General features: G+C 55.0%; 11 protein-coding genes. 6 read left to right on the top strand and 5 right to left on the bottom strand.

Features of this window, described 5'->3' with window-relative positions; translation table 11 throughout:
• The first annotated feature begins 20 nt into the window (after positions 1–20).
• Both BHD07_RS23760 and BHD07_RS23755 read left to right on the top strand, forming a co-directional pair.
• Positions 21–752 (top strand): ABC transporter permease, encoded by a 732-nt coding sequence (locus tag BHD07_RS23760; protein ID WP_338283458.1) that lies wholly within the window; start codon positions 21–23, stop codon positions 750–752.
• Between the two features lie 72 nt (positions 753–824).
• On the top strand, positions 825–1229 hold the full coding sequence (locus tag BHD07_RS23755; RefSeq protein ID WP_338283363.1) for a GNAT family N-acetyltransferase: 405 nt from the start codon (positions 825–827) through the stop codon (positions 1227–1229).
• Positions 1230–1256: 27 nt separating this feature from the next.
• Here the strand turns inward: BHD07_RS23755 and BHD07_RS23750 are convergent, their stop codons facing one another.
• Positions 1257–1898 carry a class I SAM-dependent methyltransferase gene (locus BHD07_RS23750; RefSeq protein ID WP_338283362.1) on the bottom strand — a complete coding sequence of 214 codons (642 nt, stop codon included), beginning with the start codon at positions 1896–1898 and terminating at the stop codon, positions 1257–1259.
• Positions 1899–2024: 126 nt separating this feature from the next.
• Here BHD07_RS23750 and BHD07_RS23745 point away from each other — a divergent pair, with 126 nt between their 5' ends.
• The 4 genes from BHD07_RS23745 to BHD07_RS23730 all read left to right on the top strand — a co-directional run bounded on the left by BHD07_RS23745 (position 2025) and on the right by BHD07_RS23730 (position 8642).
• Positions 2025–5060 (top strand): hypothetical protein, encoded by a 3036-nt coding sequence (locus BHD07_RS23745; RefSeq protein WP_338283361.1) that lies wholly within the window; start codon positions 2025–2027, stop codon positions 5058–5060.
• Positions 5061–5883: 823 nt separating this feature from the next.
• Positions 5884–6654 carry an ABC transporter permease gene (locus tag BHD07_RS23740; protein WP_338283360.1) on the top strand — a complete coding sequence of 257 codons (771 nt, stop codon included), beginning with the start codon at positions 5884–5886 and terminating at the stop codon, positions 6652–6654.
• Positions 6651–7310: an ABC transporter ATP-binding protein gene (locus BHD07_RS23735; RefSeq protein ID WP_338283359.1), complete on the top strand. Its 660-nt coding sequence runs from the start codon at positions 6651–6653 to the stop codon at positions 7308–7310. The genes BHD07_RS23740 and BHD07_RS23735 overlap by 4 nt, the downstream gene beginning before the upstream one ends.
• Positions 7311–8642 carry an RkpR, polysaccharide export protein gene (locus BHD07_RS23730; RefSeq protein WP_338283358.1) on the top strand — a complete coding sequence of 444 codons (1332 nt, stop codon included), beginning with the start codon at positions 7311–7313 and terminating at the stop codon, positions 8640–8642.
• A gap of 439 nt (positions 8643–9081) precedes the next feature.
• On the opposite strand, the gene pseI is transcribed toward BHD07_RS23730, so the two are convergent.
• From pseI to pseC, 4 genes are all read right to left on the bottom strand, one after another.
• On the bottom strand, positions 9082–10134 hold the full coding sequence (gene pseI, locus BHD07_RS23725) for a pseudaminic acid synthase (protein WP_338283357.1): 1053 nt from the start codon (positions 10132–10134) through the stop codon (positions 9082–9084).
• Between the two features lie 477 nt (positions 10135–10611).
• Entirely contained in the window at positions 10612–11751 is a 1140-nt protein-coding gene (pseG, locus tag BHD07_RS23720) for a UDP-2,4-diacetamido-2,4,6-trideoxy-beta-L-altropyranose hydrolase (RefSeq protein ID WP_338283356.1), read from the bottom strand.
• A complete protein-coding gene (gene pseF / locus BHD07_RS23715; RefSeq protein ID WP_338283354.1) occupies positions 11720–12430 on the bottom strand; it encodes a pseudaminic acid cytidylyltransferase in 711 nt (236 codons plus the stop codon). Before pseF ends, pseG begins: the two co-directional genes overlap by 32 nt.
• Positions 12427–13587, bottom strand: a complete 1161-nt coding sequence (pseC, locus tag BHD07_RS23710) for a UDP-4-amino-4,6-dideoxy-N-acetyl-beta-L-altrosamine transaminase (protein WP_338283353.1) — start codon at positions 13585–13587, stop codon at positions 12427–12429. The genes pseF and pseC overlap by 4 nt, the downstream gene beginning before the upstream one ends.
• Position 13588: the final 1 nt, after the last annotated feature.

The raw sequence follows: 13588 nt of genomic DNA, 5'->3' as shown, positions 1-13588 counted from the left end.
ATTTGCGTGTCGTCGCAGCCATGATTGTGCGTGAAATGTCGACACGATTCGGCAGAAAGCCGGGAGGGTACGTCTGGGCACTTCTGGAGCCGATCGGCTACATCTCAATGATGACGACGATCTTCGGCGCAATGGCAAGGGTGCCAGCACTCGGAACGAGTTTCGTCCTGTTCTTCGCCACAGGATATTTGGGCTACCAGCTTTACCAAGCGAAAGTTAGCTATCTAAGCTCCGCCGTGAAGGCCAACAAATCTCTGTTCAGCTATCCAAATGTCGCACCTATTGATCCGATCACGGCCAGGTTCATTCTTCAAACGGCCACAACGGCGATAGTTGCCGGCATTGTATTTGCGAGTATCTTCCTAGCTCTCAAGAACGTTCCTCAATTGAATTGGGAGCGTATTCTCGAGGCGGAGATCAGTGCAGGAATGCTGGCGATAGGGATAGGAATGCTGAACAGCGTGATGTTCGTGAAATACGCCCTTTACGAACAGCTTTATGGAATCATAACGCGTCCGCTATTCCTATTGTCCGGCGTGTTCTTCCTCCCCGACAATATGCCCCCGCCCTATCAAGACGCACTACTTTACAACCCGATCTGCCATATCGTCATGCTGTTTCGATCTGGGTTCTACCCAGAGTATCGGGCGATTGGTTTGGATTTGAACTATCTCTGCACAACCTCTGCGCTGACACTGGTTTGCGGCATGGCTGTGTTTACCATGTCAAGGAAGACGTTGCGTTCAGAATAATGCGGCAGGCCATTCGGTTAAAGTTTCGGCAAGGAAGGTAGGTGTGGCGTGACATCACAAATGGAGGGGAGATTGATTCACGACGGGGACAAGCTGACTTTCCGTAGAGCCACGATCGAGGACGCAAAAATGCTCTTTGACTGGCGCAACGACCCGGAAACTCGTGCCATGTCGCGGGATACATCAGTGCTGTTAATGGATAACCACTTGGCTTGGCTGACTCGTCGCCTGGCTCTATCTGAACCGGGACTGTACATTGCGGAAATCGACAAAATTCCCGTTGGCACCGTCAGGTTAGATCAAGACGAAATCAGCTATGCCGTATCTCCTTCTCACCGAAGAAAAGGCATAGCGGAGAAGATGCTAAATAGAGCCTTCGAGTTATTCGGGCCGAAGATTGCTGAAGTCAAGAGAGAAAATACCGCTTCGGTGAAAGTGGCCGAACGCACCGGCCACATCATCAAGTTCATCGACTAGGCCATCTTCACCTGCAACGGCTTTACCCTAGGGGAGATTTCGAGGGCCAAAAACCCTGCAAATGTAGGACTTAGGCAGACCTGGGACCGGCCACCACTGCTCTATCTGTGGTCGCCTGCATTGTTGGAAAAATTGTTTGTATTTCCTCGGAAAGTGACGCGGAGAGTCTGCTGTCTTAGACTCGGGCTCAAAAATGATAATCTTCTTCTTCGCCCGCTTTGCTATTTCCTTTAACACCCACTCGCTCTCTGGGGGTAGATGAACAAGAACCGCCATCGTTAAGATCACATCATGACGCGTCTTCGGAATAGTCTTGATGATATCCTCGATCGGCCCGACCGTGATTTCGGTACGAGAGTACAGCTCCGGCAGGTACTTTCGCATCACGCCGATGGCATCCTGGCTGATCTCGATAGCCGACAATTTGTGATACCCAGCGCGGTAAAGGGCCTGCAGGTTCCGACCCGCATTGCATCCAATCTCCAGTATGGAGTCCGTGTGATCAACGTGCTTCTCGAAAACAGAGAGAAGCGATTCGTTGCGGCGACGATTGGTCTCGCTGTCCAATAGATACTCCAACGGCGAGTTCATTCCATCGTCTGGATGCTCCCAGTATGCATGCGCTTCAATCAACGACAGCTTCTTTTGCTCGTTTTCGGTTGCAGTCATACAATCTCCGAGGGTATCCCCTATAGCATATTAAGCCGATTATACCGGTTTGTGGCTGACATACATTTCTTCGCGTGCTAAACGCCGCTCGCTTCCGGTTAACTCACGATAAGAAAGTCTGTTACCATGGCTGTCAACGACACCTCTCCAAATGCGCCGGTTTTCGACACCGATCCGGTGGCTGTCCACTTCCTAGACGGCCTTGAGAGGGTTGCCCGCGTAATAGATCACAATTGCGATTACGACGCGATCATTGGCCACAAACTCACTGATGAATTTCGCTCTCGATTCAGTCCTTCGAACTCATTGGAGGAACGCCGAAAGGCTGCGCTGTCAGACTGGGCGAACACGATCATTACATCGAAGAAAGCCACGTATGCCCTGCCGGACGTAGACATGTTATTTCTCGGCAGAACGAAGAACAACCTTCGCGAGTTTGCTTTTTTCCTAGACATTGTCGGCACACTCGGAAAAAAGTTCACCCACTTCAATGCAGTTGATCTGAAGCTTTCGAAGAGAGAGCACAGTGAGCAGGATTTAGACCGGTTTCTTGAGCGACTGATGCCTAAGATGGTCGACTACATTGACAGTAGAGAGACGATCAGTCCAGAGCTTGTGTACCAGATCGGCCAATTCGCAGTTCACTTTGCCCGATACTATTTCTCGCTTTCTCGAACAGATAGTAAGCATCCTCTCCTTGCCATTGTCGCCAATGACCACTCTCCCAATCCCGTCGCTTTCTCATTGGCGATGAAAGCCTTCGGCATCCCCAGGCTTTACATCCAGCACGCGGAAGTCTCAGACGGCTTCCCGCCACTCGATTTTGAATACAGCATTCTCAGAAACGAAGTTTCTCGCAGGATATATGCGGGAATTGCGCCCATCGCTGGAGACGTATTTGTCATTTCGCGTCTCTCTGGGCCATTCATCCACCCGAAAGACTTGGTCCAAGAAACCACACGGCAGAGTGTTGTTCTGTATACCACCGGGCGCGTTGAAATGGATGGACTTCGTCGTGTCTTTGAACGTCTTAAGGAGAATTCAGAGGTCTCATCGATCTACGTAAAGCCGCATCCGAATCAGGCGCCCGTCGAGTGGCCTAACGATCTTCCAGTGCTCGAAACAGCACCCGACTTCTCTCATGTTGCTGTAGTGGCAAACTCGTCAGTTGTCATTGAGCTGCTACATAGAGGTCTTCCGGTCTTCCAGAATTTCGATTTCGATCCTGTCCCTGCAGATTATTACGGATTCGTCCAAAATCGCATCGCAGGACCGGCTCCGATGGAAACACTGGGGACTCCCTTCTGGAAGAAGTTCAGCTTCGATCAGCTTTGGTACTCGCGATACGCTGATCTATACGCACCGCCGCAGTCCGCGTCCGACAAGGACAAGGGCAAGCTGTTGACGAGTATCCGTCATATTCTCGAACGACGAAGACGTCCCCGAGTCGGGGTGATCAAGAAGGTCGATGCGCCAAAGCCGGTTCGGCGCCCAACAGTAAAGCTCCCGGAATTTGGGCAATCCATCGTCCGTGTCGCCGCCCAGGTGGCTCCAAGGATGGTCCTGGAGACAGTAAAGTACGTAGCCTATAAATCGCCGCTGAAGAACTCCCAGGCCATGCGGGAGTTGCGGACGGCTGATGCTCACTTTGAGAAGCCCAAATTAACGCCACGTCCCGACGCCCAAAAGTTGGATTGGTTAAAATACTCCATAGCCGAGGTCCAGAGCCCTGCCGCGTGGTTGCAGCGCACGCTGCAGATTGGCCTCCTAACGGAGGAGGAAGTGATCAAATGCATCGACCAACTTTATTTCGTTCGTCATCCTGTCGTGTTCACGCTTTTTGACCATGTCGATCATGTTGAAGATAACCTCCCTGTTTACCTTTGGCTCGCATTCAAGCGGTTTGAGGTAACAGGCGTAGCCCTTCCATACCCGCTCGAAGGAATGATCGACGCGGTTTTTGATGTCCCGAACCATCGCTTTGTCCGGTCCAGCCTGGAAGGATTGGTTTTCAATGCCTGTCTTCGGGAAGACCGCCTCGATCTGCTTGATCTTCTCTTTGAAAAGGGATTGCGTGTTCGCCGAGAATCCCTGTCCACTACACGCCGGATCGCTTTGCTCCGCCACCTAATCGAGTCGGGAGAGGTCAGCAAATACGAGAAAACCAGAGAGGAATTCTGGGAAGCGGAAACGCCGTTCCATCGTCTCAAGATAACCGACCTGGATAACGTCTTTGGAACCAAGCACAGCGGATCGACTCACCTTCATACTGAGATGGCCTTCGAACATGCTGCGCCGCCGCCGATCACCGCAGAATTCAAGGCCGTTATAAAGCCGGTCTATGTCCATGTTCGCACGTCCATGCGTTTCATGGACGTTAGGTCCAACGCCGAGGAGAGAAATCATTTTCAGCGGCTCGTGATTGAGTCTCTACAGCAGAAGAAACCATTCTCGATGATCCGTCTGAGCGACGGCGAGGGGTACGCTTTCGCCGAGCGGCATGAATATTTCTCGCTCGAGGACCAGCTTAATAGAGAGCGTCATTGGTGGGGCATTGAGCTTGATCAGTCACTAAGGTCAGCTATCACCGAGCGCATTCGTACAGCGGTTGATCAAGCTGACGCGCTCGGCATCCCGTCGATCCATCGTTTCGTCCGCGACGTCCACGAGAAGAGCGTTAGCTTCAAAGCGAACGTTCAGGGACGAGGATTGCTGCAGGTGCTCCATTATTTCTCCGGCAGACAGCAGACGGCACTTTTCGGCGACGAAAAAATGAACATCCCTCTGTTTCGATCGCACGACCCGGTTCGGGAGATGATGTCAGCGTCAGAGAATTGCGTTCTAGTAAGCAGTGCAAACCTCGAACACCTCCCGAACTGGATGAATGGTCTTACCAACATTAGCCATGTGACAATCCCTACCCATTTCCGCACATCGCGCAATGGCAAATACCACGTTTCAGAAAAGCCGTTGCCACTCGTCTACCAAGCCATCGATGAAGAGGTCCGAAGGAAGACATCGCCGGGCACTCTTGTCCTCGTTGCTGGTGGCATTGTAGGTAAGATATTCATCGGGACCGCGAAGGAAGAAGGCGGGGTTGCACTCGATCTCGGCAGTGTCATGGACGATTGGCTTGCTGCCGGCATCCATTCCCTTCACTGAAGGGCCACAACCATGCGTCAGTTTAGGCTGAAATGCGATAAACAGGGCACGACGTTTAAGCGACTGCAGACCATCACCGAAGAATGGAGACAATCGTGGAGTCGCAGGCACGGATGGTGCAGGAGAACGACGGGCACCGACAGCACACCGCCAGTGAGAGCGAAGGGCTCCTATCGCTGGAAACCCTATCGGATTCCGAATGCTTGGCGCTGCTCTGGCTGATGCGTCGGGGACATCCACAGTTTATCGAGCGATCTGACGATATTAGGGGATTGTTGCGGAAAAACGTTGTGTTCCCGATAGACGACAACCATGAGGTTTATGCAGTTCGCAGAGACGTCTGGACCGCGAGGGAGCAATTTATCAATGCTCACGAGGATAAGAAAACCTCCGAACAGTTCCCCTGCCCAACCGCGTCTGAGAGTGCAGAGGCCGTTACATAGCGACGGAGAGAATTCTGTTTCAGTTCCGATCAATATTTGAGCGGGCGCACGATACCTATCGAAGGTTACGAATGTAGACTCAGCATCGCGTTGTCTTGCGATGCTGCTGCGCTGCTGCTGAATCGCCAATGGCCACAGCAGGTCGAGTGACTGAAGCGGGATGCTCAACGCGCAAGGCTTTTTGGTGCTGCGGCAGATTCGATCGAGACTGGCGTCAGTTGCGGCCATGTAGAGATTGGTCTACTTTCTTGAGTTCAAGGTGCTGATGGCGGTAACGCGACGACAGAGGGACGACTTCGCTAATATTTTCAACGGTTCCTCGCCGGACGGGGTGACGACCTTTGCCGTCCAGATCAGTGAATGGAAGTGGGAGCATTGAGATGGGCGTTTTTTCCACGCATATACGGGTGGTCGGCGCGCTTCTTGTACGCGAAATGTCGGCGCGTTTCGGCTCGAAACCGGGCGGCTATGTCTGGGCGCTGCTCGATCCGGCAGCCCACATCATGCTGATGACTATGATCTTTCAGGCGATTGCCCGCTCGCCGGCGCTTGGCACCAGCTTCGCGCTCTTCTTCGCCACCGGCTATATCGCCTTCCAGTTTTACCAAGCCATGGCGGGCTACCTGAACGCCGCGGTCAAGGCCAACAAAGCGCTGCTTAGCTACCCGAATGTCGCGCCGATCGACACCATCGTCGCCCGCTTCGTCCTGCAGATGGGCACGACATCGCTGGTCGCCTTCATCGTGCTCGGCACGATTGTCGCCACCATGCGGGTCGACACGGATATGCACTGGCCCTCCATCCTGGAGGCGGTGGGGCTCGCCTGCCTCTTCGGCCTCGGCGTGGCCATGGTCAATTGCGTGCTCTTCCTTAAATATCCGCTCTACGAGCAGATCTTCGGCATCGTGAACCGGCCGCTCTTCCTGATATCAGGCGTCTTCTTCCTGCCCGACTCGATCCCCGCGCCCTATCGCGATCTCGTGCTCATCAATCCGCTCGTCCACATCATCATGGGCTTTCGCAAGGGATTTTATCCGGAGTATAGGGCGATTGGCCTCGACATGGACTACCTGTATGGAATCGCAATTCTGACATTGTTTGCCGGAATGCTGGTCTTTACCCTTTCCAGAAAGACGCTGAGAAACGAATGATCCGGTTCGAGCAGGCGACCAAATATGCCCGCACCAAGGGCATCAAGAAGCCGATCATCGAGGACGCATCGCTGACGCTGAACCGCGGCAAGAGCGTTGGCTTGCTCGGCCGCAACGGCGCCGGAAAATCGACTCTGCTGCGCCTGATCGCCGGCGCGATCAAGCTCGACAAGGGCCGAATCATCCGCCGCGGCAAGATCTCCTGGCCGCTCGGCTTTTCGGGCAGCTTCCAGAGCTCGATGACGGGTGAACAGAATGTGCGCTTCGTCGCCCGCATCTACGGCGTGGATACCGAGCAACTGATCGGATATGTCGAGGATTTCGCCGAGCTCGGCCCTTTCTTCAAGGCCCCGGTCGGCACCTATTCCTCAGGCATGAAGGCACGCCTCGCCTTCGGCTTGAGCATGGGCGTCAACTTCGACTATTATCTCGTCGATGAAATCACCGCAGTTGGTGACGCAAATTTTAAGAAAAAGTGCCAGGCTGTCTTCGAGACCAGACTGCAGGATTCGGACGTGGTCATGGTTTCGCACAGCACCGGCACGATCCGCGACTATTGCGATTGTGGCGTCGTGCTGGAAAAAGGCAAGATGACCTATTATGAGAATGTCGAAGACGCGATCCGCGCGCACGACAAGAATATGAAGGAAAGCTAAATGGCGGCAAGCAAGGACGCGGCAGTGAACAAGCCTGACCCCGCGCAGGCCGCCGATAGGCAAAACACCGCCAAGGCCACGGCGAAAAGCAAGGGCATCGCCGTCCTCGAGGGGCTTCTCGGCAAAGAAAGCGCACCGGTCATCCCCCTGCCGGGCCGCAGAGTCGAACCACCCAAGAAGGCCGGCTGGCAGCCGAAATGGCTGAGGAAGCTGCGCTGGCGCCACGCCATCATCGGCGCATCCTTCCTGGGGCTCGTGGCCGTGCCTGCGACACTCGCCTCTCTCTACATGGCCTTTATCGCCGCCGACCAGTATCACAGTACCGCCTCCTTTGCCGTGCGCAGCATCGAAGGCGGCGTTTCGAGCGATATCCTCGGCATGTTTACCCAGGCTTCGGGCGGCAGCACCGTTTCGGACAGCTATATTCTCATGGACTATATCCTGAGCGAGCGCATGGCCGCCGATGCGGACCGACGGTTCAAGTTGGAGGACGTCTACGCAACCCGTGGGTTAGACTATTTCTACGGAATCGGCTCCGATTTGCCCATCGAGGACAAGCTCGAATATTGGCGGGATATGGTGAAGGTCACCTTCGACCACGCCTCTGGCATCATGCAGGTAACTGTCAGGGCATTCGAGCCGGAGCAAGCGAAAGAGATTGCGGAGTTCATCGTCGGCCAGAGCGACAATCTCGTGAACAGCCTCTCACTTTCCGCACGCAATGACGTTCTGCGCGCCGCGCAGGACGAGGTGCTGGCGGGCGAGGCACGACTCGCAAAGGCGCGCGCAGGACTGCGCGAGTATCGCGACAAATCGCAGGAAATCAGCCCGGAAGAGGGCGCCAAACTCGCCATTCAGCTCATCGGCTCGCTGGAGCAACAACTGACCCAGTTGAACGCCGATCTCGCCACCGCGAAAAGCCAGATGAGCGAGGACACACCCCGGATCCGCGTGCTGAAGACTCGTATCGAAAGCCTGGAACAGCAACTCGCGGTGGAACGGCAGCGGTTGGGTGCAGGCGAAAAGAACCCGTCCTCTGCAGGCGACCCCAACTCTCAGGACGTCGCCGGTCGAATCGCTGAGTTCGAGGAACTGGAAACGGAGCGGGAATTCGCCGAGCGCGCCTATACTGCGGCCTTGGGCTCTCTCGAAAAGGCCCGAATCGACGCGAACAACCGACAGCGCTACCTCGCGCTCTTCATTGAACCTACGCTTTCGCAGTTGGCGCAGTACCCGAGTCGATTGGTCAATGTACTCCTTGTGACCCTCGGACTGCTCTTTGCATGGGGGATCGGTGTTATGGGGTACTACAATATTCGGGACCGGGCGTAGTCACAATCGACTGCCCCATTACTGGTCACGACAGAACATACCTTCAGAGAGGTCTCAAACAATCTTCTGGCAAGCTCGCAGCAAAGCGATATGCCGGTGAGACAAAGTGCGTCCCTCGGGCGCGGAAGTTCCGCTCTCCCGGTCTCCCGTGAGTCTGCGCTCTTAAGAGTGACTTAAGTGCGCATTGGGCAATTCGACGATTCATGGGCCATACAGGTTTTGCTGACGGGATCGGAGCGGCGTCGGCAGTGTTGGGGTGTTGGAAGATTGCGCGCAGATACTGGCGGAGGCTTTCCGCGCCAGGCGCGGGGGCTTCCGAAGTTGCACGCTTCCTCAAGGTCTCGACTAGCGTGACCTGGCCGCGGCAAACTTTGGTCCAGCAGGCCGCCCGCCTTCTGCCACCCAGCTGATTGGCTCTGCGGCTCCGCGGCCCAACAACTTATAATTCAATCTCGTCCTTCGTCACTGGTGTGTTGATTTGGACGTCTCTCTGCACTGACTTGCCGAGAACCTGATCCAGATATTTAGGCGCGAGTCCGAAGCCCGGCCTCACACTTCTAACTGCATCCGGCGTTATGATGTCACCCGCCTTTAGGGCCTTTACAAAGTAAAGCGATCGGCGAAACTTCACATTGCCTATTTCGCTGGATTTGTGGCCGTAGTCTACACTTCCGAGAGCTTCCCAGGCAGCCTTGGCTTCGCGGCAAAGAGCTGCAAACTCCAGAGGCTCAAGGGAAAAGCTGTCATCGGGACCGCCACCGCTTCGATCGAGAGTAAAGTGCTTTTCGATAAGAGAGCCGCCCAAAGCAACGCTTGCGATGGCAGTTGTATTATTTAGCGTGTGATCCGAAAGGCCGGTGGTCAACTCAAAGCGCTCAATCATATCAGGGATCGTGCGTAAGTTATAGTCGCTGGCGGGTGCCGGGTAGCCGCTCACACAGTGAAGAATGGCCAGGTCCGTACATCCACCCTCGCGAGCAGCTGCTATCGCCTCGGCGATTTCCTCATCGTCCGCCATGCCAGTGGAGATGATCATCGGCTTGCCGGTACTTGCGGCATAACGGATAAGTGGGAGATCCACAGCTTCGAACGAGGCAATCTTGTAGGCCGGAGTATTCAGGTCCTCGAGTAAGTCAATCGCCGTCGTATCGAAGGGGGAACTGAAGATCGTTATGCCGACGTTTCGGGCGTGCTCGAAGAGTGGTGCATGCCATTCCCATGGCATATAAGCTTCGCTGTAGAGCTGGTAAAGCGTCTTCCCGCCCCAAAGACCACCCTCGATCCGAAAGCCTTCCGCATCACTGTCCAAGGTTATCGTGTCTGGTCGGTAGGTTTGCAGCTTTACGGCATCTGCACCTGCCTTCTTCGCTTGCTCGATGAGCGACAGTGCAGTCTCGATACGACCGTTATGGTTGGCGGACATCTCCGCAATCACATACGGTGGAAAACTTGGCCCAATCTGCCTGCCATCGATCTTGATAACTCTGTTCAATTCACCCTCCATAGGTGCGGAATACCAGGAAGCACGTCACCGCACTTGGCTGCCCACGCACTCACTCACTCACTAGTACGCGAAGTCGATGTATGTCGTAAACATTTGTATGGGCAGTGATATCCTGGCAAAAAACTTCTTCTGCGACTATCCGAATCTGTTGTGGCGCTTGTCGACACCTGAGTTAGAATCTGAGAGCTCGCAAGAAACCTTATGAAGCTTCAGATCAAAAAGTGCGTAGTCCAGCGTAAAAAATTCAATTCCAGAGCCGACACCCGCCTCGCTTCCGGAGATGATAGGGGGCATAAACCGCTTTATGGTTTTCCTCATCTATGTCGTTTAGGCAAATCACGCCCAATCGGAGATCTCATGCCAAGTATGCATCTTTTCGCGCACTGACGAGATATATCGCCACGTCCATTGCCTTGACATCGCCACCAATAATCGGGCGCGACACCGTACGCACCGTTTGTCATTTCATAAAATCTCGTGGGTTTGGCGATGCAAGCGGACAGCGATCTGGCGCGCCACCGCTAGCCCTCCCTTACCGTCACACACGGCTGCAGCTCGCTCCGACATCGCATCGAGAGCGACTTTGTCGGAAAGCAGATGTTCGACAAGGCCGCTCAGCGTCACTTCGAAATCAGCGCCGAGCTCAACGATCCGTGCGGCGCCCTCGGCCGCCAACTTGATTGCAACATCGTGTTGGTTCTCCGCGAGAATCACCAAAATTGTGGGCACACCGACTGCACATCTCTCCCAGGATGTGGTGCCCGCCGCTCCTATGGCAAGATCGGCATCCGACATCAAATTTGCCATATCATCGACATTCGCTACGACTAGTGTTTTCCGCGGCATTCGAGCAGCTTGCTCGCAAACGGCATTCACCCACGGAGCGTGCGGTCCCATGACAACTGTGATCTGGGCCTCCTGCGGGAGCGCGCTTCGTTCGAGTGCCCGCAGTACCCGTTCGGTAACATTGTCCTTGTCCACCCCCCCGAGTGCGATCAACACCTTCTGCGGCACCGCTCGTCGACGCCGCGCAAGGCTGTAGGTCCGCTTCAGTGAAAACTCGGGCCGAAGAAGTGCGTGTTTGGCGCCAACGAACAACTGGCATTTGTCGGGGATTAGTAATCGATAGTCGTTCTCGGTTCTGCCGAGACCCTGATCAAGCAGGAGATCGCAATCATGCTTGCGATCTGCCAGATCATCAATCACCATCAGATGGTGACAGGAGGGACGCACAATCCGTTCCCAGCGAAGATCGAGCGCGTAGTGGTCCACGATAAGCCAGCCTGCGGGAGTGTCGCCGATCGCCGCCAACGTCTCGAGCGCGTCCGTCTGCAAATCAACACCGAGCCAGTGGGAATGCGCAAGACCTCCCGCACTGTCACCGTGTTCCTTCAGTGGGAGTTCTATTACGGCAAACCCCTTGTGACGAATGAGGCCCATTAGGTTACCTCTATGAGCACGGCAGATAAATCGACACGACAACCCATCGGCGGAAAGCATTTCCGCGAGGGTAAGGCAACGCATCACATGGCCGGTGCCGATATCGATCGACGCATCGACTCGAAAAAATACGTCAGGCTTTTGAGATAGGGGCATCAAGTTCATGGAAGGCCTTGAACATGAGTTCGGCACGCAACCAGTCGTCGGGGGTATCAATATCCTGTACGCTATAACGCGGCAAAATCACGGCGGTCGCACAAGATGAAAAGACAGGCTTACCTGAAAGCCAAGCGTCGCCACGGCCCCAGTAGAACTGGCCGGCGTCGTGATAAACGTCTTCGAGATCCTGAGAACGAGTGCTGAACTGTTCCGGCATGAGCATTTCAACCCGCCGCTCCGGTGTCAGTCTAATTGCGCGCTGTATCGGGAATGCATAGCTTGTAATGGAAAAAGCGAAGTCGGCCCCGCGGTTCTCAAGTAGACCTAATCCCTCCGTTAGTTTATCGGGTCGCAGGAAGGGAGCCGTCGCATAGATACAGCACACCCGTTCGGGCACTCTATCGCTTCGTGTGAACCAATTTATCGCATGCCGCATAACATCGGTGGTCGTGGCGTAATCGTCGGCCAACTCGGTAGGCCTGAGGAATGGGACTTCGGCCCCCCACTGGCGGGAAATCTCCGCGATTTCCTCATCATCGGTAGATACAACAAGGCGATCGAAGCACCCGCTTTCGATGGCCGCGCCAATCGACCAAGCGATCATCGGCCGCCCCGCGAACGGTTTGACGTTCTTGCGAGGTATTCGTTTGCTTCCTCCTCGTGCCGGAATTACACCCAAATTCATGGCTTCAACTCCGCCGTCAGCGCCGCCACAACCTCGTCCTGCTGCGCCTCACTCATAAGGGGGTACATGGGCAATGTGATCGCTTCCTCGTAGTATCGCTCCGACTCCGGAAAGTCGCCGTTCCGAAAGCCGAATCGGGAGTAATACGGCTGTGTGTGGATAGGAATGTAGTGTAGGTTCACACCGACACCCCGTGCGCGCAGCCCCTCGAAGACCGCACGCCGGGACTTCGATACGTTCGCCAATTCCAGACGGATGACATAGAGATGCAATCCGGAATAGCTGTCCGGATGCTGCCAGGGTCTGACGACCGGTAGAGGCGCCAACATTTCGTCGTATCGCCTCGCCAGAACGTGACGTCTTGCGACATACTCGTTCAGACGAGCCATTTGACTCAATCCTAAGGCGGCCTGCATATCGGTCATACGATAATTGTATCCGAGGTCCAACTGCTGGTAGTACCAAGGTCCATCCGGCTCGTGTGTCATTGCCGCGGGATCCCGTGTAATCCCGTGACTGCGAAACAGCGCCATCCTGTCGGCAAGCTCTCTGTTATTCGTCAGGGCAGCTCCCCCTTCCGCTGTCGTGACGATCTTCACCGGATGAAAGCTGAAGACCGTAACGTCGCTGAAGCGGCAATTGCCGATCGGTTCACCCTGGTATTTACCGCCGATAGCATGAGAAGCATCCTCAATGACCTTGAAGCCGTATCGCTTCCCGAGCTCGTGGATCTCCTCCATTTCGCAAGGCTGACCGGTGAGATGCACGGGAACGACCACCTTTGGAAGCACACCCTCGCGTTCGGCCTTCACCAATTTGCGCTCGAGTTCCGCTGGAGAGAGATTGTACGTTCGCGGATCTACGTCGACGAAGTCTATCCCGGCTCCGCAGTAGAGCGCGCAATTGGCAGACGCGACGAAGGTCAGTGGTGAGGTCCACAACCAGTCGCCGGGCCCTAACCCCACCGCCATGCAGGCGATGTGAAGTGCTGAGGTGGCACTGTTGGCCGCAATGGCAAACTTAACGCCAGTGTGCCCGGTAAGCGCCTCCTCGAATCGCGGCACCATTGGCCCTTGGGTTAAATAATCGGACCGTAACACGTCTGCGACTGCATCAATGTCAGCCTGGGTGATATCTTGGCGCCCATACGGGATCATC

It is taken from the genome of Sinorhizobium sp. KGO-5 (assembly GCF_036245905.1).
GTDB classification, from domain to species: domain Bacteria; phylum Pseudomonadota; class Alphaproteobacteria; order Rhizobiales; family Rhizobiaceae; genus Sinorhizobium; species Sinorhizobium meliloti_A.
Note: the sequence above shows the minus strand (reverse complement) of the source record. Positions and strands in the feature narration are given on the sequence as shown.

Excerpts from the sequence above, each read along its gene's own strand:
- BHD07_RS23730 (WP_338283358.1), top strand. The coding sequence starts at position 7,311 with ATGGCGGCAAGCAAGGACGCGGCAGTGAACAAGCCTGACCCCGCGCAG.
- pseF (WP_338283354.1), bottom strand. The coding sequence starts at position 12,430 with ATGAATTTGGGTGTAATTCCGGCACGAGGAGGAAGCAAACGAATACCT.
- BHD07_RS23735 (WP_338283359.1), top strand. The coding sequence starts at position 6,651 with ATGATCCGGTTCGAGCAGGCGACCAAATATGCCCGCACCAAGGGCATC.
- BHD07_RS23745 (WP_338283361.1), top strand. The coding sequence starts at position 2,025 with ATGGCTGTCAACGACACCTCTCCAAATGCGCCGGTTTTCGACACCGAT.
- BHD07_RS23760 (WP_338283458.1), top strand. The coding sequence starts at position 21 with ATGATTGTGCGTGAAATGTCGACACGATTCGGCAGAAAGCCGGGAGGG.
- BHD07_RS23750 (WP_338283362.1), bottom strand. The coding sequence starts at position 1,898 with ATGACTGCAACCGAAAACGAGCAAAAGAAGCTGTCGTTGATTGAAGCG.
- pseG (WP_338283356.1), bottom strand. The coding sequence starts at position 11,751 with ATGAACTTGATGCCCCTATCTCAAAAGCCTGACGTATTTTTTCGAGTC.
- BHD07_RS23740 (WP_338283360.1), top strand. The coding sequence starts at position 5,884 with ATGGGCGTTTTTTCCACGCATATACGGGTGGTCGGCGCGCTTCTTGTA.
- pseC (WP_338283353.1), bottom strand. The coding sequence starts at position 13,587 with ATGATCCCGTATGGGCGCCAAGATATCACCCAGGCTGACATTGATGCA.